Source organism: Streptomyces sp. SL06 (assembly GCF_058244745.1).
Genome location: NZ_JBSYOT010000002.1, coordinates 1675501 through 1694972 on the forward strand (window position 1 = coordinate 1675501; position 19472 = coordinate 1694972).

At 69.7% G+C, this 19472-nt stretch carries 20 protein-coding genes and 1 pseudogene; 4 read left to right on the forward strand and 17 right to left on the reverse strand.

Translation table 11 applies throughout. The features are described 5' to 3' along the window. Positions 1-7: 7 nt before the first annotated feature. The 9 genes from AC4IHM_RS07480 to AC4IHM_RS07520 all read right to left on the reverse strand — a co-directional run bounded on the left by AC4IHM_RS07480 (position 8) and on the right by AC4IHM_RS07520 (position 6861). Positions 8-1084, reverse strand: coding sequence for a quinone oxidoreductase family protein (locus tag AC4IHM_RS07480; protein WP_490866305.1), 1077 nt, complete (start codon positions 1082-1084; stop codon positions 8-10). Positions 1085-1095: 11 nt separating this feature from the next. Further along, on the reverse strand, positions 1096-2025 hold the full coding sequence (locus AC4IHM_RS07485) for a 3-oxoacyl-ACP synthase III family protein (RefSeq protein ID WP_490866306.1): 930 nt from the start codon (positions 2023-2025) through the stop codon (positions 1096-1098). Next, positions 2022-2477, reverse strand: coding sequence for an ester cyclase (locus AC4IHM_RS07490; protein WP_490866307.1), 456 nt, complete (start codon positions 2475-2477; stop codon positions 2022-2024). The genes AC4IHM_RS07485 and AC4IHM_RS07490 overlap by 4 nt, the downstream gene beginning before the upstream one ends. Continuing rightward, positions 2474-3055: a GNAT family N-acetyltransferase gene (locus AC4IHM_RS07495; protein ID WP_490866308.1), complete on the reverse strand. Its 582-nt coding sequence runs from the start codon at positions 3053-3055 to the stop codon at positions 2474-2476. Before AC4IHM_RS07495 ends, AC4IHM_RS07490 begins: the two co-directional genes overlap by 4 nt. Continuing rightward, on the reverse strand, positions 2991-3680 hold the full coding sequence (locus tag AC4IHM_RS07500; RefSeq protein ID WP_490866309.1) for a flavoprotein: 690 nt from the start codon (positions 3678-3680) through the stop codon (positions 2991-2993). Before AC4IHM_RS07500 ends, AC4IHM_RS07495 begins: the two co-directional genes overlap by 65 nt. Further along, positions 3677-4573 carry a T3SS effector HopA1 family protein gene (locus AC4IHM_RS07505; RefSeq protein ID WP_490866310.1) on the reverse strand — a complete coding sequence of 299 codons (897 nt, stop codon included), beginning with the start codon at positions 4571-4573 and terminating at the stop codon, positions 3677-3679. Before AC4IHM_RS07505 ends, AC4IHM_RS07500 begins: the two co-directional genes overlap by 4 nt. Before the next feature lie 22 nt (positions 4574-4595). Further along, positions 4596-5438 (reverse strand): phosphotransferase, encoded by an 843-nt coding sequence (locus AC4IHM_RS07510; RefSeq protein ID WP_490866311.1) that lies wholly within the window; start codon positions 5436-5438, stop codon positions 4596-4598. A 213-nt stretch (positions 5439-5651) separates the two neighbouring features. Next, positions 5652-5801 carry a hypothetical protein gene (locus AC4IHM_RS07515; RefSeq protein WP_161255683.1) on the reverse strand — a complete coding sequence of 50 codons (150 nt, stop codon included), beginning with the start codon at positions 5799-5801 and terminating at the stop codon, positions 5652-5654. A 532-nt stretch (positions 5802-6333) separates the two neighbouring features. Further along, positions 6334-6861, reverse strand: coding sequence for a GntR family transcriptional regulator (locus AC4IHM_RS07520; RefSeq protein WP_490866312.1), 528 nt, complete (start codon positions 6859-6861; stop codon positions 6334-6336). A 565-nt stretch (positions 6862-7426) separates the two neighbouring features. On the opposite strand from AC4IHM_RS07520, the gene AC4IHM_RS07525 reads away from it, so the two are divergent. From AC4IHM_RS07525 to AC4IHM_RS07540, 4 genes are all read left to right on the forward strand, one after another. Further along, on the forward strand, positions 7427-7888 hold the full coding sequence (locus tag AC4IHM_RS07525; protein WP_161251675.1) for a helix-turn-helix domain-containing protein: 462 nt from the start codon (positions 7427-7429) through the stop codon (positions 7886-7888). Between the two features lie 220 nt (positions 7889-8108). After that, a complete protein-coding gene (locus AC4IHM_RS07530; protein WP_237533472.1) occupies positions 8109-8498 on the forward strand; it encodes a hypothetical protein in 390 nt (129 codons plus the stop codon). Further along, entirely contained in the window at positions 8489-9652 is a 1164-nt protein-coding gene (locus AC4IHM_RS07535) for an MAB_1171c family putative transporter (RefSeq protein WP_490866313.1), read from the forward strand. The genes AC4IHM_RS07530 and AC4IHM_RS07535 overlap by 10 nt, the downstream gene beginning before the upstream one ends. 6 nt (positions 9653-9658) lie before the next feature. Continuing rightward, on the forward strand, positions 9659-10894 hold the full coding sequence (locus tag AC4IHM_RS07540; protein WP_490866314.1) for an amidohydrolase family protein: 1236 nt from the start codon (positions 9659-9661) through the stop codon (positions 10892-10894). A gap of 50 nt (positions 10895-10944) precedes the next feature. On the opposite strand, the gene AC4IHM_RS07545 is transcribed toward AC4IHM_RS07540, so the two are convergent. The 8 genes and pseudogenes from AC4IHM_RS07545 to AC4IHM_RS07580 all read right to left on the reverse strand — a co-directional run bounded on the left by AC4IHM_RS07545 (position 10945) and on the right by AC4IHM_RS07580 (position 19343). Continuing rightward, positions 10945-11709: an SDR family NAD(P)-dependent oxidoreductase gene (locus tag AC4IHM_RS07545; RefSeq protein ID WP_324942362.1), complete on the reverse strand. Its 765-nt coding sequence runs from the start codon at positions 11707-11709 to the stop codon at positions 10945-10947. Between the two features lie 491 nt (positions 11710-12200). Beyond that, positions 12201-12653 carry a hypothetical protein gene (locus tag AC4IHM_RS07550; protein ID WP_490866315.1) on the reverse strand — a complete coding sequence of 151 codons (453 nt, stop codon included), beginning with the start codon at positions 12651-12653 and terminating at the stop codon, positions 12201-12203. A 3-nt stretch (positions 12654-12656) separates the two neighbouring features. Continuing rightward, the gene (locus AC4IHM_RS07555; RefSeq protein WP_490866316.1) at positions 12657-12833 is read right to left on the reverse strand and encodes a hypothetical protein; all 177 of its coding nucleotides are present in this window, start codon (positions 12831-12833) and stop codon (positions 12657-12659) included. 490 nt (positions 12834-13323) lie between these two features. Further along, a complete protein-coding gene (locus AC4IHM_RS07560) occupies positions 13324-14007 on the reverse strand; it encodes a hypothetical protein (protein WP_490866317.1) in 684 nt (227 codons plus the stop codon). Positions 14008-14032: 25 nt separating this feature from the next. Beyond that, a pseudogene (locus AC4IHM_RS07565) lies at positions 14033-14676 on the reverse strand (hypothetical protein); the annotation flags it as partial. Between the two features lie 113 nt (positions 14677-14789). Further along, positions 14790-15368 (reverse strand): helix-turn-helix domain-containing protein, encoded by a 579-nt coding sequence (locus tag AC4IHM_RS07570; protein WP_490866318.1) that lies wholly within the window; start codon positions 15366-15368, stop codon positions 14790-14792. 467 nt (positions 15369-15835) lie between these two features. Continuing rightward, positions 15836-17200, reverse strand: a complete 1365-nt coding sequence (locus tag AC4IHM_RS07575; RefSeq protein ID WP_490866319.1) for a class I SAM-dependent RNA methyltransferase — start codon at positions 17198-17200, stop codon at positions 15836-15838. Between the two features lie 79 nt (positions 17201-17279). After that, positions 17280-19343, reverse strand: a complete 2064-nt coding sequence (locus tag AC4IHM_RS07580) for an APC family permease (protein ID WP_490866320.1) — start codon at positions 19341-19343, stop codon at positions 17280-17282. Between the last annotated feature and the right edge of the window lie 129 nt (positions 19344-19472).

Genomic DNA, 19472 nt, shown 5'->3' on the forward strand with positions numbered 1-19472 from the left:
GTCTTTCTCACTCCTCCGTGAAGGCATAGATGACCCCGCCGGTCCGGTGCGGATCGAGGCTGCTGAGAACGAAGGGGCCGACGTCGGCTCCCCGGAAGTGTGCGTCGACGGGCATCTCCAGCCGGCCGGCCGTCAAGTCGTCCACGGCCGCCTGGAGATCGTCGCGGGTGCCCAGGCGCTGCCCGGCGAACGACGCGTTCTTCGCCACGAGGCTTGCCGTGGCCGCGACCCAGTCCGCGGCCGCGTCCTCTCCCGAGGGGTCGTGTCCCGCGACGTACCGGCCGGAGAACCCCAGGAACTTCACGGCGGTCCGGAAGTTGCTGCGCCACAGCGGGTCGATGATCACGTCGAAGCCCCGAAGGCGCCGAGCCAGCTCCGCGCACTCCGCCAGGTCTTCCAGTTCGGCGGAGGAGAAGGACCGGGTGACGCCCAGCTTCTCCAGCACGGTGGCCGCCGCGCCACTTAACGACAGGGCGTACACCTGGGCGCCGGCGAGCCGGGCCGCCTGGACAGCGGCCAGAGACGTCGCCGAACCGGCCGCCGTGACCAGCACCGAGTCGCCCGGCGCAACGGCGGCACGCCGCACCATGGCGTACGCGGTGGCGCCCGCGGTCGGCAGGCACGCTGCCTCGGCGTCACCGAGGCCGGACGGCAGGCGCAGCAGCCGGGCGTGGTGGACGCGCTGCACCTGTCGTGACGCCCGGCCGGGATTCTCCAGGGCCGACACGGGGTCGGGCCGTACGGGTGGCCACCGCAGCACGGGAACGACCCGGTCCCCCGGCGCCAGGGCGGTGACGGCGGACCCCACGGCGAGGACGTCGGCGACGAAGTCGGACCCGAACTCCACCCACCGTGACGCTGCGGGGCCGGACTCCGGCGACCCGGGAAGGCCCTCGCCGAGCGAGAACGCGCGCACCCGGATGAGCACGTACGCGCGATTGTGGTCGGCGGCCCGGTCGAAGGCCGTGTCGGGCCGCTTCGCAAGGCCGAACCGCACGCGCTCGCCGCGCACCTCGATGTCGGCCACCTGCTCGCCGCCCGCGGGCGGCGTACTGCTGCCGCCACCTGCGACTAGGACGTTCACTTTCGCTCCTCTTAGTACCAGCGCAGCACTGCGGCGCCCGCTGTCATGCCGGCGCCCACAGCCACCAGCGCCACGAGATCCCCCCGGCGGAAGGGCCGTTCACGGTCGGCCATGGCGAGCGCGACGGGGATCGACGCGGACGCCGTGTTGCCGGTGACCGACCCGTAGGCCGGTGCCGTGCTCTCGTCCAGCCCGACGTGGTCCGCGAGCCGCCGCACCAGGCGCGGGTTGGCCTGGTGCACGATGACGCGGTCCAGTTGGTCAAGCCGTACCCCGGCCCGGTCCAGCGCGCCCTGCAGAATCTTGGGGCCCATGTCCATGACGACGCCGGAGACGCTCCGCCCGTCCATGGCGAACCAACCCTCGCGGGGGACGGTCGCGTACATGGCCTGGGAGCCCTCCGCCCACAGTTCGACCGCGAGGATTCCGTAGCCGTCCGGGACGGGGCCGAGTTGGACCGCCCCGGCGCCGTCGCCGAACAGGGGCGCGGTACGCCGGTCGGTGGGGTCGACGACATGGGTGAAGGTGTCCGCGCCGATCACCAGCGGGGTACGGACGTGGCCCGTCAGCGTCATCCCGTAGGCACAGGAGAGGGCGTAGACGAAACCCGAGCAGGCCGCGTTCACGTCGAAGGCCGGTACGCCCGCCAGTCCGAGGCGGTCCTGGACGAAGCAGGCGGTGGAGGGTACGGGGCGCTCGGCGGTCACCGTGGCCACAACGATGAGGTCGGGGGTGACCCCTTCGCCCGCCAGCGCGTTCTCGGCGGCTCCGACGGCGAGGTCCGTCGCCGTCTGCGGCCGGGGCGCGTGGTGCCGCGCCCGGATGCCGATCCGGTCCTCCATCCACGCCGGATCCGCCCCGCTGGCCGCCGCGATGCTCCCGTTGCCCACGGGGGTGCCGGGCAGGTGCAGACCCAGCGACACGACGCCCGTCGCGGTCATGTCCACCACCCCAGCTGCTGGCTCATGGCGGTGCTGTCGGCCTCGGTCCACTCCTCGAGGATCATTCCGTCCTCGAGGTGGGCGATGCTCAGTCCCCGATGACTGATCAGCCGTATGTCCGGGATGTGCCGCTCGATCGCCTGGAGCGCGGGGGTCAGGAGCTTGGCGTCGGAGATGCGGCCGGTCAACTCCCACCGGTACGCCACCATGTCCTGGCCGGAGATCAGGTGGCTGACGTTCATCCGGGGCTCGTCGAACAGGCCCCGGAACGCGGCGACCGTCTCGGTGAACGCCTCCCGGCCGCGCAGCCTGACCTCGGCCCGCTCGTCCAGCATCGTGTAGTCCGGGTGGATGAAGCGGGACACCGCCTCGAAGTGGCCCAGCGTCCAGATCTCGTGCAGCATGCCGGTGACGATGCCGCCCGCCGCGCCGGTGGAGACGGCGGCGCTCATGACTCCGCCAGGAGCTGCTGTTCCACGGCGGCCGCGCCGGCCCATTCCGCGCGGAGCAGACCCATCATCACGGCGTCGACCCGCTCGCCCGCGGGCGTCACCATGTGGGAGCGGGCCAGGCCCTCCCTGGTGAAGCCCATCCGGTCGCACACGGCCAGGGCGGCGGGGTTGATGACCGCGACCTGCCCGGAGAGGCGCTGTACAGACTCGTCGGCGAAGAGCGCGTCGAGGGCCACCGCCATGCAGGCGGTGCCGATGCCTCGGCAGCCGAGTGTCTCGACGCCCGGGGCGGTGACCGTGTCGCCGCTCCAGGTGCCGTCGAAGCCGGTCGGCGCGTAGAACTGCGCGGACAGTACGCCGAACCCCGGCAGCTCGATGAACCAGCCCTTCATCACCCCCTGCTCCATCAGGGTCAGCAGTTGCCCCCGGGCCTGCTCGTAGCCTTGCGGGAAGGCGGTCTCGCCCATCGCGGCGAGCCGCTCGTCGGAAAAGATCTCGTCGACCAGGGGCTGGTCAGCCGGCGTCGTGGGGCGTGCCTTCAGCTCGCTCGGCAGCAGACGGGATGGGGTGCCGGACATCGATCACACTCTCCTCTGTGGCAGTTACGGACGTTGCTGGGCGGAGGCGTGCCATCAGCTCTGCGACGACGGCTTCCGGGGGCGCGCATGCCCCCGGCGACAGCTCCCCGGTGGACACCGCGTGCCCGATGACCGGCCCGACGACCCCGTGCCCGTCCTGCCGGAGGATCCGCAGGGCGCGGCGGAGCGGCCCGCCCTGAGCCGCGCCGGCCGCGACGGACGGCGCGAAGACCACCGGGGCCGTGGTGGAGAGGACGATGGCGGCAGGCAGGCTGTCGGCCAGGCCGAACGCGCACCGGGACAAGAAGTCCAATGTGGCGGGCCAGACGATGACTCCCTGGGCCCACTCGGCCCACTCCACGTGCTCGGGGCCACTCTCGGCGGGCCAGACGGGCGACACCACCGGCCGTCCCGTCAGGGTGGCCAGGGCCCGCGGGGAGACGAAGTCGCGTCCGGCCGCGGTCAGGCACACGGCGACGTCAAAGCCGTAGTCGAACTTCAACAGACCGATGAAGGACGGAACTTGAGACACACCGATCGCTCCGGTGCCGATCAGCAGAATGCGTTCGATTCCGGGCGGTCTGGACCGGCGCCCGGGCGGGGGAAGGGCAGGCCCGGCAGTCATACCGCCTCCGGAACCCGCAGCTGCCGCCGCGTCCGCTCCCAGGACCGGGCCAGCCGCGTGAGCACCGCGTCCAGACCCGGGGTGCCGTTGGCGTCCCACGCCTCGACCAGGGTCCGGGCCCAGTAGTAGCCGATGCTCATGGCCACTTCGCCCGTGTCCGCCTCGGGGGTGAGCGCGACACCGACACCGGGGTACAGCGCCACACTGAATCCGGGTACGGACTCGACCGGGTCCGCGCAGTTCGCCGCGGCCGCCGAGGCGACCCGCGCCAGGTCGTCCGCCGCGCAATACAGGACGACGCAGTCCGTCCGGTCGAGCATCGCGGCCGATCCGCCAACCTTGGCCGCGAACTCGATGCCGGCACCGTGCAGGGTGCGGACGGCGCCGGACCACGCGTCGAGCGCGTCGTCGGGCCGGGCGTGCAGATAGACCCGCGCGTCCATGGCGTCGCCGGACTGGGGCGGTGTCCAGTACACCCAGCGGGCACCCACCTGGGTGGAGAGCCCACTGGCGGTGACCGTCACGTCACCCGCGGCGGAGAGGCGTACGTGACGCTCGTCGAGCGCCACGTCGACGCCGTCGGGGCAGGACACGACGGTCCGCCCGGCGTCGCGCGAGACGAGGGTGAAGCCGGTGCGCTCATGGGTCAGGTCGCCGAGCCGCCGCTCGGCCTCGGCGACCATGGCGGCGTAGGCCACCCGGTCCGAGGCGAACACGTCGCCGCGTCGGCCCGGTACCGCGTGGACCATCCGATAGATCCGGTCGGCGAGGCTTTCGCGCAGGGTTTCGGACATGCCCCGGTGTGCGTCCTCGTCCAGCAACCGGCCGACGGTACGGCGGATGCGGGCGAGCCTGTCGGCGTCGTGCGGGTGCGTCGGTTCAGGCGTGCCCATCGGTTCAGGCGTCCGCGTCGGTTCAGGCGTGTGCATCGATGGCCCTCCAGCGTGCGGGGTCGAGCAGCAGTCCGCGGCCGATGCCGGCGAGAACCGTGACGACCCGGTCCAGGCGGGTCTGCGAGGCACGCATCAACGCACGGGACAGCAGGCTGCCGCCCACGGCGCCTCCGAGCAGCGCCGGGTCGAGCCGCCGATCACTGTGGGACCGGTAGGCCGCCAGGACGACCCGTATGTGCCCCGTCGCCCGGCCCAGCGACGCCCGGAGTTCCGCCTGGGCCTCGGCTCCCACGGGGGCATCCATCGGATTGAGCTCATCGAACATCAGCGAGCCGCACAGGGAGCCCAGGTCCGCCTCGGGGCGGCCGAGCCCCGAGCACTCCCAGTCGATGAACATCGGGGTGTCGCCCGCCACGACGATGTTGTTCGTCCTGGCGTCGCCGTGGCACCAAACGTCCCCCGCCGTCAGGTCAGCCTGGACGGTACGGCCCCGGTTCCGCAGCACCTCTTCGCGGTGGAGCGTTGCGGTCAACTGGCGCTGCGCGCCGGTCAGTCCCGCCCAGACCCGCAGGGGAAGGGGCTCCCAGGGCAGGGACTCCAGGACAACGGGGCTGTCGCCCGGCGGCTCCGCCGCGTGGAGCACCGCCAACGCCCGGCCGACGTGGCGTAGATGATGGCCCGTCAAGCTGCCGTCTCGGACGCGTGCGTCGAAACGAGGACCAGGGACCTCGGTCAGGACGGGACGCCCGCTTCCAGCGGATGCGACCTGAGGGGAGAGCGAGGCCCCTGGAGATACCTCGACGCCGGCGGCCCAGCGCACGACCTCTTCCTCGGACAGGGGAACCGAGGATTCGGTGACCGTCATGACGCGTGGCCTCCAGAGATACCGGTAGCATGCGGGCGTAGTGCTGGACAGCTGCGTTCCGGGGTTTGTTCCGGGCAGTTGTTCGCTGTGCAAGGGGCGGCCCCCCTCCAGGCAATGGGCAGGGACCGCCGCCTCGTACTGGTTGAACGGTGTTGTCGGCAAGCGGCAGCGTTGGTTCCTGTCGCCTGCCGACCACCTACCACTGACTCAGAATCAGCAGTGGATCATGACGGTGTAGATGACCGAGCCGACGGCGGTCGGCATGAGCGACGGGTCCGTCTCCAGCTCGGTCAGGGCCGCGACGTCGTCGCCGTCCAGCAGCTCGGCCAGAACATCCTCGACCACGATCTCGGTGGCGCTCATAGGAGAACTCCTTCTTAAATTTCGCGCGTTTAGCACAGAACGCGCGGAGTGCGATGAGAACTCTTGCAGAAACAAACCCGGCGTCATTCGAACGATCCGCGCTTGCCTCGACCATCTTTGGTCGTACGCCTCTCGTGATTCAAGTGCGATCCTGTTCCCAGCACGTTCCGTGACCCGCTCCGGACTTGAGTCCGGATGCCCGTACCGGATCTCCCGACCTGCGAGAACCCACCCTCGGGCAGCCGGTTTTCCGGACTTTCACGACCCCCGCCGCCAGGAAAACGGTCTGGCTCCACTAGCACTTTTCTCACCCTCTGTACTAGCTCCAGTCGTCATTTTCCCGGGCCGGCGATCCGCGGGCCCCGCCGACAACTCCCGGGAGAACGCAGCGATGCCCGCCGGGCCCCGGCAACCAACTGGTCACCGACACCCGACGGGCATCAGGAAGGACTGGTACGGATCGCTGACTGCGTCCGCACCGGAGATATGCGGCGCCGCGGACCACGGAGTTACGGTCGAGCCGCCCCCGAGTTCAGGTGAGGGCGGCGCGGACCCCGTGGCCCACCACGGCGCGCGCGGACGTCGCCCGTGGTATGCGCTGTACGGCAGAGATGATCATTGAGCGGGGTATGCCCGAGGCGTCCGCAAGGTTGACCACCGCTTGGAGCTGTTCAGAGATATCGGCCAGATCCACGGGGCGTGCCGAGTGGGTGACGACCGCTCCTCGCCCCCGGCCGAAATCAATCATTCCCTCACTGCGCAGCATGCGCAGGGCCCGAAGTATCGTGTTCTTGTTCGCCCCGTAGGTGTTCCCCAGCTCACCCGCCGATGGAAGATGACTCCCTTCCACGTACGTACCAGTCAGGATTTCCCACCGCAGTCTGTTCTTTATTTTGACGTATACCGGCAATTCCGCGAACGGGTCGGCCTGGTGCGTGAGGAACGGGGAGTCACGGCAAGAACTCGGCGCCCCGTCCGTGCGTAACGCAGGTGGCACTTTCCTATCGGTACGTCGAAGGTGTCCCGCCTTGGCCTCGGTCTGCCCCAGTGTCGATTTCATCCGCACCTTCCCTCTCACGCCGTTCCCCCGGGGCCCTCACCAGGAGACGAACCACCAGGCGTCTTCCCCCGGGGCGCAGGCCCTGCCTCGCACCGCCGCGATGAGTCAGTCGCGACCCGAGGCATGATTCGTGCGATGCCCCAGCATCAACTCACGTACCAGATACAGATGTCAACGGTCTTCACGACAGTGGAAGATCCGGACGTTGCGGCACCCTACTCCACCTGGTCAGCGTCTCAAATGGGCCTAGTTCGATGACCAGTTGAGGAACCATACTGAACGGCGACACAGGACTCACCGCTGCCGTCCGGCCTCCGCTCGTCCCCACTCGGGGAGACCGGCCTCGGGTTCCAGGGCGCGATTGCGGCGTGCCGCACGGCTCCAACCGCACAGGGATCCTCGTACCACGACGACCGGGCCGGCCGGCGCTCGGCGCACGCCGTGGCGCAGGGCTTGGCTGACGCATCCGTATCCGTGGAGTTGACGGGCCTCAACCTTCTTGAGGACACTCCCAGACACACGAATTCACCAGAGTGGAAGCCGCAGTTGCGGCGGAGTGGGTGCCATGTCACAGGTTGCGGGCCATAGCCTCGCCGACAAGCTCAACCAACTCTTCGCGACCGTCCGCCCCGACGCGAGCCACGAGTACAGCAACGAGCGGGTCGCTGCGGCCATCCGGGAGACCGGCATCTCCATCTCCCAAAGCTATATCTGGCAGTTGCGCAAGGGCAAGAAGACTAACCCCAGCCTCAAGCACCTCGAGGCGCTGGCCGACTTCTTCGGCGTGCCCGCCGCCTACTTTTTCGAGGATCAGACGACCGCTCGCATCACGGCCCAGCTGGAGCTCCTCGCCGCGGAGCAGGCTCGGCTGGAGCAGGCGTCCGACGGCGATGACGTCAGGCTGATGGCGATGCGGGCGGGGCAGCTCTCCCCGGAGCACCGCAAACAGGTCATGGACCTCCTCGACATCGTCTACCGGCTGGAGCAGGCCGAGCGTCTCGACGGTCAGAGGCGAAGTCAGGAGTGAATGGCCAGATTCCTGCTGGCATCCCGGGCACCGCCGGATGTTGACTCCACGGTGAACACCAGACAGGACGCGCGTGTGTCGGCGGAGAGGTTCCTTGAAAGAGCGAGAATTACGACGGCACTGCAAGCGCACTCTCCGCTCCCTGGGCATCCGGCCACCCTTGCAGGTGCATGTCCTCTGTCGGCTGCTGGGGGAACACCGTGGCCGGCCCATTCATCTGATGCCCTACTCGCTGCCGGTCCCCGGCCCGTTCGGCCTCTGGATCGCCACGAAGAAGGCCGACTACATCTTCTTCCAGAGCGAGACGAGCAAAGCCCACCAAGATCACATCATCCTGCACGAAGTGGGCCACATCCTGGCCGGCCACCAAAGTGATGAGACGGACCAGGAGTTCTGGCAGAACATGCTGCCCGACATCTCCCTGAAGGTCATCATGAGCACGCTGCGGCGCACGTCGTACGACGAGGAACGTGAGCGCGAGGCCGAGCTCGTCGCCACCATCATCCTGGAGTGGGCGTCCGTGCTCGATCTCGTCAGCCCGCGGAAGTCGGCGGACCCCATGACGGATCTGGTGCAGTCGGCCCTGGTGGACCGGCGAGGGTGGATGTGACGGTGCTGTCCTTCGTACTCGGGGCCGTCCTGTGCCTGACCCTGGTCTGGAAGATCAGCCAGCTCGTCAAAGCCCCCTCCGACAAGCTGCTCCATGCATTGACCCTGTGCATCGTCTGCGCGTCCCTGTCCTTCCCCCTGGGGACGAAGGGCGGCACGCGACGGCTCGACGCGCTCATCGGAACCGGAACCGCCAAGCTGCTGCAGAACGTCTTCCTGCTCATCGCTCTCTACTGCCTGAGCTGGTTCTTCCTCCAGTCCGCGGCGGACCGCGACACCGGAAGCAGGCGCGCCCGGAGGGAACTGATCCCGCTGGGAGTCACCGTCGTCGTCATCACTCTGGCGATGGTGGCGACGCCGCGGGGCGAACGCGGCCATGTGTACGCCACGGCGAACATGCAGCTGACCGGAGTCTTCGTCTTCTACCTGGCGGCCGGGCTCTACCTCGTCTACGCGCTCACCATGAGCCTGTGGTGGACGGTGCGTCACCTGCGCTCGGCCACCGCCCCGTTGGCCACGGGGCTGCGGATCGTGGCCGTCGCACTGGCCGGCATGGTGATGGCCGGTTCCGTCCGCGCCGCGCTCAACGTGGTCCGCCGGCTCGGCAGTGAGGTTCCTTCACCCGTGCTCATGGGCGCCAAGCTCGTGCTCGACCTGACGATCCCCCTCTTCGTCCTGGGGCTGATCTACCCGCCGATGGCGGTCAAGTGGGCGAGCGCGCGCCTGTGGTACCACCGCTACCGCACCTACCACCGCCTGACTCCGCTGTGGGCCGCGCTGCACCAGACGTTTCCCGAGGATTCCCTCGGCAAGGCGCCGACCGGCACCTGGCGCGACGCCCTGCGGCTCACCGGGGTGCACCGCCGCTGCTACCGGCGCGTCATCGAGTGCCGGGACGGCCTGGTGCGGGTGAGCCCGTACATCGCGCAACTGGCGGCGCAGCAGGAGCCCTTGGACGAGGTCGGACTCGACGTGGCCGCACGGCACCTGCCCGCGGCCCTGAGCGCGTACGCCGCCGGTGACCCCGCGCCCTCCCAGGCGGTCCCGGTGGTCCTGCCCGGCAGTGACGACTTCGAGGACGACCTGCGTCAGCTCACGGCACTCTCCGACGCCCTGAAAGCCGCCCCACGGACGCTCACGCACAACGGGAGTTGACCTCTGATGGATGCCCTCATCACTGCGGGCCGGGTGGTGACCGGCCCCCTCGGCCGGCATGTCGTCGACGGAGCGGTCCTGGTCCGGCAGGGCGTCATCACCGACGTCGGGCCCCGCGCGGAGGTCGAGCGCAGGGCATCCGAGGACGTTCCCCGCATCGCACACCCGGACGCCACCCTGCTTCCCGGCCTGATCGACTGCCATGTCCATCTGGCATTCGACGCCGGAACGGACCCGGTGTCCACGCTCGGCAAGGCGGAGGACGCCGATCTGCTGCCCGCCATGGCCGACAGGGCGATGCGGGCGCTGAACACCGGCGTCACCACGGTGCGCGACCTGGGCGACCGCAACGGACTCACGCTGCGACTGCGCGACGCCTTCGCGGCCGGCACCACCCCCGGGCCGCGTATCCTGGCCGCGGGCACTCCCCTCACCAGGCCGGGTGGACACTGCTGGTTCCTCGGCGGCGAGGTCGACGGGAAGAACGCCATCCGGGACTTGGCCCGCCGCAACGCCGAGAGCGGCGTGGACGTCATCAAGGTGATGGCCACCGGCGGAGGCATCACCAAAGGCGGTCCTCCCATCTGGGAGGCCCAGTTCACCACCGAGGAACTGCTCGTCGTGGTCGAGGAGGCGAAGCGGGCCGGGCTGCCCGTCGCCACTCACGCCCACGGCACCGCGGGCATCGCCGCGGCGGTGGCCGCCGGTGTGGACACGCTGGAGCACTGCACCTGGATCACCAAGGACGGCTTCGACGTACGGGAGGACCTGGTCGCCGAGATCGCGGCCAAGGGGATTCGGGTGTGCCCGGCGGCCAGCCCCGACTGGCGCGGCTTCGCCGAACGTTTCGGCGCCGAGCGGGCCGAGGAGATGTTCACCGGCCTTCGCCGGATGAGCCGACAGGGGGTACGCCTCATCGCCGGCACGGACGCGGGCGTGTCCGGTGCCGTCTTCGACGACTTCGTTTCGAGCCTCGAGTTCTTCGAGCACATCGGCTTCTCCGCCACCGAGGTCGTCGACCTGGCCACGTGCGGAGCCGCTGACGCCGTGGGCATCGGCCACGACACCGGGCTGATCGCGCCCGGGTACCGCGCCGATCTCCTCGTCGTGGGCGGCGATCCGTTCGCCGATCTCCAGGCTCTACGTGCCGTCCGACTCGTCATGGCGGCCGGTCGCCTGCACGTACCCCCGGGAGCGGCGTCGGACGCCCCTGTCCCGCCCCGGGCGGCACCGCGCTGTTGAGGGGGACCGGACCGGGGCCCCCGGGCTCTCTCCCTGCCGTTGCCCGCCTGCTATCGGGTCGATCCCATCCGAACGGCACCGTCCAGACGGATCGTTTCTGCGTTGAGCATCGGGTTCGTCGCGATGTGCAGGGCCAGATCCGCGTACTCCTCCGGACGCCCGAACCGCGCGGGGTGGGCCACCTGGTCGCCGAGCGCGGCGAGGGCCTTCTCGGGAACGCCGGCGAGCAACGGGGTCCGGAAGAGCCCTGGCGCGATGGTGACGACACGAATCATCAGGGGCGCGAGGTCGCGCGCGGCTGGCAGGGTCATGCCCACGATGCCGCCCTTGGAAGCGGCGTAGGCGGTCTGCCCGGACTGCCCGTCGAACGCGGCGATGGACGCCGTGTTGATGATGACGCCCCGCTCCCCGTCGACCTCCTCAGCCTCGCTGATACGCTCCGCCGCCAGCCGAAGCACATTGAACGTGCCCACCAGGTTGATCTGGATGACCTGGTTGAAGTCGGCGAGCGGGAAGGGCCCGCGCCTGCTCACCGTCCTCACCGCACTGCCCACCCCGGCGCAGTTCACCGCGGCCCGCAGGGTTCCGAGCTCCCGCCCGGCGTTCAGCGCGGCGGTGACCTGTGCCTCGCTCGTCACATCGGTGGCCTGGAAAACGACTCGTCCCCCGAGCTCGGCCGCGATTTCCTCGCCCCGGGAGGAGGGTAGGTCCGCGATGACGACTCCGGCACCGGCCCGTAAGAACTTCTTCACCGTGGCCAGTCCGAGCCCCGAGGCACCCCCGGTCACGAGGACCACGCTCTCTGCGACGTTCACGCTGCTCCTCTTCCACGAAGGTCCGATCCGGACGACGCCCCGGCCTGACGCACCGCCAGGCCGAACGGAGCAGACTTCGCATCCGCCTACGAATTCGAGACGACCAGGCTACTGGGAAGCAAGGTCGGCCTGCTCGTCCGCGAGGGGCATCGGCTCACGCAAGACGTCATCGACGATCAGCCGTCATCGTTCCCGGTCGCAGCGGGCACATTCATTCGCGAGCTGGACACCGACAAATTTTTCTCGGGGCTCGCGGTACACGGCCCGGTAATCGAGATGGACAATGACGACCTTCCCGCTCGACTCGCTCTGAAGACAGATTTCGTGTTGCTCTGCGGCGTGGTCTTGCCGACGGTCCGCGCCGACCTGGGACTCGTGGCGGGTACCCGGCTCCGAATGCCGGGACCGTCTCTCGACTGGGGTCTCGTCTGGTCGGCCAAGCTACAAGAAGTCGAGTACTGCGCGACGCATCACCGGCACGATCCCCACGCTCACGACCGAGGTGGTCTCCGACGAGAAGAGCCCGAACCCGCTGTGGGTCGGCTTCCTGGCGAGCCGACCAGCGATGGGGCCACGAGGTGCGGCATTGCCGGGCAGCTGACATCCCGGCAGAACGAGCGTCGGACCAGCGTCAACTGCCTGCGCCATCTCCGCGAAGACCGGAGGACCGTACTTGCCAGTCTCCGGTCGTCATTCTCACCGAAGCCGACACCGGAAACCTCGCCAGGAAGGGGGACGTTCTGCGGCTTGAGGTCACGGTGCGACAGCTGTTCCTGATGCACGGAGGTGATTCCTCCGGCCAGCAGCGCACCGAGGCCGGCGGTCTCCACCAGCGGCAGGACACCGTGGTCGCGCACGTGCCGGAGCAGGTCGGGATCGGGCACGTAGTCGACGGCGAGCCACGGCTGGTCCGCCACCGGATCGGTGCCGACGAAGGCAGCCACGCGCTACCCGAAGCCCTCCTTCATGTTCTCTACCTCGAGGGCGAACCTGCTGCGGGTCTCGGCATCCAGGAGGGACGACTTGATCACCTTGACCGCCGCCTGCTGACCGGCGGGCGATTCACGGAGATACACCCTGCCCATGCCGCCGGAGCCGATCCGGCCACGCAGGGGCGGTTCCACGGCGACCTCGCTCCCCCTCAGTGTCCAGCTCGCGGCCCACGGGGCATCTGCACAGACGGCCGAGCACAGTGCAGGTCGGCGGCTCTGATCCTCCGTCCTTCGCTTCGGTCCACCGGCTGGAATTCGCCGTACCGGCGGGCGCCTGCGGAATCACCCCTGGCAACCACTGTGCAGGGTCGCGTACGGGCCTGCACGATGAGGATCTCTGAGCATGACCGGAAAAGTGGGCGACGCGGGTGGGCGGCGCGAGGAGATCGCCGCGGCTCTGGACGACTGGATGAGCTGACGAAATCCGCACGGCCCGCACCTCGATCCGGCTGTGGGCATCCCTGGGCCGCCAACTGGACGGGGCGTCCTGCTGCTGCGCGAGGCGGCTGCGCGCGGCGGGCATGCGCCGCTCGTCCGTGGCGGACCGCCTACGCCAGTCGGCCCCTCCTCCGGGCAGAGGAAGGGCCCGCCTGATCACGGTCGTTTCCGCATACGCCGACGGCTACGCGGGATCCAGCACGGGCTTCTCCGGGAGCCCGCCGTTCTTCTCACAGCCCAGTTCCCTGGCCATGGCCAGCGAGAAGGAATGGGCCACGGTCGCGTAGGCGTCCTTCAACGCCTCGGTGTCACCCTTGGGCTCCGTCGGCGTGCCCCAGCGTTCCACGCCGATGCCGACGTGAGCCGCCTCATTCGTGGAGTCGGGGAACTTGTCGCTCCGGCACTCGAACCGGACCGACGCCCTATTCGCCGCCGCCAGGGTGCGCTCCCCCATGTTCAGCACGGTGAATTCCGGGGCCGGCGTTTCCGTCGGGGAGTCGCCGTACAGCCCCCAGGTGACTCGGATCGCGAAATCCGCCTTACCGCCGACCGGGTAGATGCGGCAGACGTCGTCGCGCCCTCCGGTGGCGGCCGGAAACGCCGCGACCAGGTTCGTCGCGGCCCGCGCGATGGTGGACTTCTCCGCCGTCGTGCCGAACCGCGATGTCCCCGTGATCACCTTCAGCGCCTTGGACGCCTGGGCGGACACGGCGTCACCACCGCACACTTGCGTTCCCGCCAAGGCCTTGTCGGCCAGCTCCTCTTCTCCGTCCCCGCCACAACCGGTGCCCGCGAGACCCAACAAGCCGGTCACAGCCGTGGCAAGGAGTCCAACGCGTACCGACCTACGACTGATCACTATCCGCATCCTTACGTGTCCTCGGCCGCCGGCCTCAGCCCGTCTCCGGGCTATTGCCCTGCTGTTTAGCCCGGTCGTTGCCCACCCCGTAGCCCAGCAGCATCGATTCGCGAAGGTCCTGCGCGAACGTGCTGCCCTCGGGGTCCGGGACGTGCCGCAGCAGGAATTCCTCCATCGGTGCCTCGGCCAGGGCCTCACCGGCGGAGAAGATCTCCATTCTCTCCTCGTCGGTGAGCTCCTCCATTTCTCCTTGTGCTTGTCCGCAGACTCCTCGGTGAAGTCGCCGACCATCTGGCTGATGACCTGTTCGGCTGCGCCACTGGCGGTATCGGTCGCCAGCGGGACGAGTACAGCGGCCGTGCCCGCGGCCGACGTCACGGGCAGGAAGGCGACGCCCGCCGCGATGCCCACCGTGGCCCCGAACTCGACCCAGCCCGCCCGCTTGGCCACCGCCTTCTCGTAGTCCTGGTGGGTCTTGAGGTTCGTCGCTTCGACCTGGTCGGCGCGGGACTGGTCGAGCATGCCCTGCACCTCCGCGCCCCCGCGCACGGCCGCCCTGGCCCTGCCCTCGACCTCGTCGGTGATCTTTCCGTCCGGGCCCACTGTCCCTTCCAGCACGCTGCGTGTGTAGACCTGCTCCGCGGTCGAGAGCGTCGCATAGGCGTCCGACCTCGTCCCATCCGGGGACCCGGCCCTGCTCAGGCAACCGGAGGTGGCGTAAGCCTCTGCTCGGTGCGGTGCGTCGGACGGGCGGGAGCCGCACCTCCGCGCCGGGTGCCGGGGGCGCGTCCCTACCTGGAGGCCCGACCGCAGGGAGGTGAAGCAGTCGCCCGCTCGATGGAGTGAAAGGTGGTCCAGCCGGGCTTCACGACCTCGCCGTCCGCGTCTCGGGCAGGAGGCGTCCACACCCTGAAGTCGACTACCGCGGTGGCGATGCCCGCGATCAGTAGCATCACCCCTGAGACGGCAACACCGGCCACCGCAAGCCCTTTGCTCCGCTGCGCCCTCCGGGATATCTGGCGAGAACGTCCCGGACGTTGACGGCCAGGTCGTCGTCGATCTCGACGGCGTCCCCCGAGGACGTCGTGCACGCCCTCCATGAGCGGCATCGCGGCGTCCCGTAGGGACAGCGCGGGCGTAGCCCGGACGGCGAGTTCCCAGAGCCGGACACCGATCCGCTCCCGGCGATCGTCGTCCCGGCCCAGGAAACGATGGGCGACCAGCTCGCCCTCGAGCCGGGAGGCCGTGGCCACGTGCAGCCCCGTACGGCGCGCGACCTCGGAGACGGTCAGCGCCAGCTCCTCCTGGCTGAACGCCTCCAGGATGCGAGCGGCACGGGAGAGGACCAACTCCTGGTGAGGTGCCTTCATCGTCTCACTCCTCGCCTGTGCAGGGCAGTCGTACCCCGGCCCGTGCGGCTGGTTCGAATGCCGGGTGTGGGGCCCGCGTCGTGGTTGTGGCCCCGCTGCCACCGCAGAGCCACCCGCAGCGGCACCGCCTCGCAGGACGGTTCCATCGTGGCGCGGAGGTGATCGGCGCCAGCATCGTGCCAATCGTGCCCGGGTCAAGGCGATGGGCGGCGGGCTGGCCCGCCGGCTCCCTGCACACCCCCGCAAGGAGCCCTGCCAAGCCGTCAGAATGAGCGTCGGCCGAGCGTCAAGACCACTTGCCACCGCGGAGAGCCTGGACCGGACGGGGCGCGTCCAGCGCTCGGCGCGACTCGCGAAACACCAGGTCAGTGCCCTGCACGGCGCATCTGCCGTGGTTCACCTGGTGCACTTCGGGAAACAGGTCGAGCGCACCCGGCCCTTCCCGAGCAACCCAGGGAAACCGCAGGTCACAGCGCCTTTGCTGCGGGCTCCAAAATCGCCACGCACTCCACGTGCAACGTCATCGGAAACAAATCAAACACCCGCAACATCCGCACCCGATACCCCCCGTCCCGGAAGTACCCCAAGTCCCGGGCCAGCGCAGCCGGATCGCAGGCCACGTAGGCGATTCTGCGGGCGGCCAGCGACGCGAGGTGTTCCACTGTTTTGCGGCCCGCGCCCGCGCGTGGGGGGTCCAGGACGATGAGGTCGACCTCGTCGATGCCCGTGCGTGGGAGGACGGATTCGACCTTGCCCTGTTCGATGCGGACGCGGTCGAACGCGGCGAGGTTGTGGCGGGCGTCCTCGACGGCTCGCTTGCCGGACTCGATGCCGAGGACCGCGCCCTTGTCACCGACCCGGTCGGCCAGGGCGCCCGCGAACAGCCCGACGCCGCAGTAGAGGTCGAGGGCCATGTCGCCCTTGCGCGGGAGCAGGCCCTGCATGACGGCGAGGACCAGGGTGTCGGCGGCCTTGGGGTGGACCTGCCAGAAACCTCCGCTGCCCACACGGTAGGTACGGTCGTCGGCGCGCTCGCGGACGAAGGGGCGGCCGTGGACCCGGTGGACGCCGCCGTCCTTCTCGCCGACCCGCATCACGGAGACCGGGCGGTCGAGTTCGACGATGGGCAGGCGGGCACCGGGCCGGGGGGTGAGGATCACCTGGCGGTCCTGGGAACCGGTCGCCGCGATCGCCTCGACCGACTCCATGCCCGTCCAGTCCCGCTGCTCGATGCCCAGCTCGCTGACGCCCTCCGCGGCGATCATGCAGTGGTCGATCGGCTGGACCTCGTGCGAGCGGTGCTTGCGCAGGCCCGCGCGGCCCTCCGCGTCCACCGCGTACTGCACGCGCGTGCGCCACGACGGGACCTGGCCTGCGGGCAGCTTGTCGCCCTCGGCCGGCATCACCGTGCCGTCCCAGCCGGCCTCCTCGGGGGTGAGGCCCGCGAGGCGCTTCAACTGCTCGGTGACGACCTCGCCCTTCAGCCGGCGCTGCGCTCCCGGCTTGGCGTGCTGCCAGTCGCAGCCTCCGCAGCGGCCGGGGCCCGCGAAGGGGCAGGGGGCCTCGATGCGGTCCTTGGACGCGTCCAGGATCTCGACCGCGTCCGCGCGCAGGAAGCGCGCCCCCTCCTCGCCCTCGGTCACCCGGGCCACGACCCGCTCGCCGGGCAGCGCGTGCCGCACGAACAGCACCTGCCCCTCGGACGTACGGGCGATGCAGTGGCCGCCGTGCGCGACGGGGCCGATCTCGACCTCGTACTCCTGCCCGACCAGCGACACCGGCTGCGCCACCGCCCGGGACTCCGCCTGCGACTTCTTCGGTTCTGCCTGCATGGCGGGGTGACTCCAGAGAACGGGGACGACGAACGACGTACGCCGGAGGGCGAACGACAAAGGACAACAGCCGTCCAGTCTACGTGGACGGCGAGGAGTCCTTCGCCCGGTCGTGGTGCGCCGGACCGCGGCGTACCGCGCCGGGCGCGCTCCAGTTCTGCCGCCTGCGGGCCCGCCGCCTGGCGGCCTCGGAGGACTGCAACTGGTAGGGCACGGAGGTGACCATGACGCCGGGCGTGAAGAGCAGGCGGCCCTTGAGGCGCAGCGCGCTCTGGTTGTGCAGCAGGTGCTCGTACCAGTGGCCGACCACGTACTCCGGGATGATCACGGAGACCGCGTCGCGCGGCGCCTCCTTGCGCAGGTTCTTGACGTACTCGATGACCGGCCGGGTGATCTCGCGGTACGGCGAGTCCAGCACCTTCAGCGGTACGGCGATGCCGCGCCGCTCCCACTCCTCGCGCAGCGCCTTGGTCTCCACCGGGTCGACGTTGACGCTGAGCGCCTCCAGCGTGTCGGAGCGCATCAGCTTGGCGTAGGCGAGGGCGCGCAGGGTGGGGCGGTGGATCCTGGAGACCAGGACGACCGAGTGGACGCGGGAGGGCCGCACCACGTCGTCGCTCCGGGTGTCCTCGGGGGCCTCGGGGGCGGCGATCTCCTCGGCGACCCGGTCGTAGTACTTGCGGATCGCCGTCATCGTCGCGAAGAAGATGCACATGCCGAGCACGGCGACCCAGGCGCCGTGCGTGAATTTCGTGGCCAGGACCACGACCAGGACGAGTCCGGTGAAGAAGGCGCCGAAGGCGTTGATCACACGGGAGCGGATCATGCGGCGGCGGGCGGCCTGGTCCCGTTCCTTGGCCAGGTGGCGGTTCCAGTGGCGGACCATGCCGATCTGGCTGAGCGTGAAGGACACGAACACGCCGACGATGTAGAGCTGGATCAGCCGGGTGGAGTCGGCGCCGTAGACCACGACGAGGAGCATGGCCGCGCCGGCCAGCAGGACGATGCCGTTGGAGAAGGCCAGGCGATCGCCGCGGGTGTGCAGTTGGCGCGGCAGATAGCGGTCCTGGGCGAGGATCGAGCCGAGCAGCGGGAAGCCGTTGTACGCGGTGTTCGCGGCGAGCAGGAGGACCAGTGCGGTGGCCGCCGCCAGGACGACGAACAGGAAGCTGCCCTCGCCGAACACGGCCTCGGCGACCTGTGAGATGACCGGGTGCTGGACGTAGTCCGGGCCGACCGGGACGCCGTTGTGGAAGAGGTCGGTGGCCGGGTTCTCGGACATGCGGACGTTGGTCGAGGCGGCCAGCACGATAATGCCGCAGAACATGGTGACGGCGAGCAGGCCCATCATCGCGAGGGTGTTCCCCGCGTTCTTCGCCTTGGGCCTGCGAAAGGCCGGGACGCCGTTGGAGATCGCCTCGACGCCGGTGAGCGCGGCGCATCCGGAGGAGAAGGCCCGAAGAAGCAGGAAGACGAGCGCGAAGCCGGCCAGGCCCTGGTGCTCGGGCTTGATCTCGTAGTCCGCCGTGGGCGCGCGCATGGTGTCGTCGAGCACCAGCCCGCGGAACGCGCCCCACGCGATCATGGTGAAGACGCCCGTGACGAAGACGTACGTCGGAATCGCGAACAGCGTGCCCGACTCCCTGACCCCGCGCAGGTTCATCAGCGTCAGCAGCAGGATCACGGCGACCGCGCAGAGGACCTTGTGCTCGACGACGAAGGGGATCGCGGAGCCGAGGTTCTCGATGCCGGAGGAGATGGAGACGGCGACGGTCAGGACGTAGTCGACCAGCAGTGCGCTCGCCACCGTCAGGCCCGCCCTGGGGCCGAGGTTGGTGTTGGCCACCTCGTAGTCGCCGCCGCCGCTCGGGTAGGCGTGCACGTTCTGCCGGTAGGAGGCGACCACGGTGAACATGAGGAGGACGACCGCGACCGCGATCCAGGGGCTGAAGTGGTACGCCGACACGCCCGCGATGGACAGGACCAGCAGCACCTCGCCGGGCGCGTACGCCACCGACGACAGCGGGTCGGAGGCGAAGACGGGGAGGGCGATGCGCTTCGGCAGGAGTGTTTCCCCCAGCCGGTCACTGCGCAGTGCGCGCCCGATGAGGATCCGCTTGGGCACGTCGGTCAGTTTGGACACAACAGAGGATCGTAAGCGTTCGCACGGGCACCCTCCCATCCGCCACCCCAACGGCGCCGGCCGTCTGCTCTACGGGTGAATTCGGGAGGTGGTGCGGCTGCGGATTCCCCGGGTCGCGGGGTTCGCGTG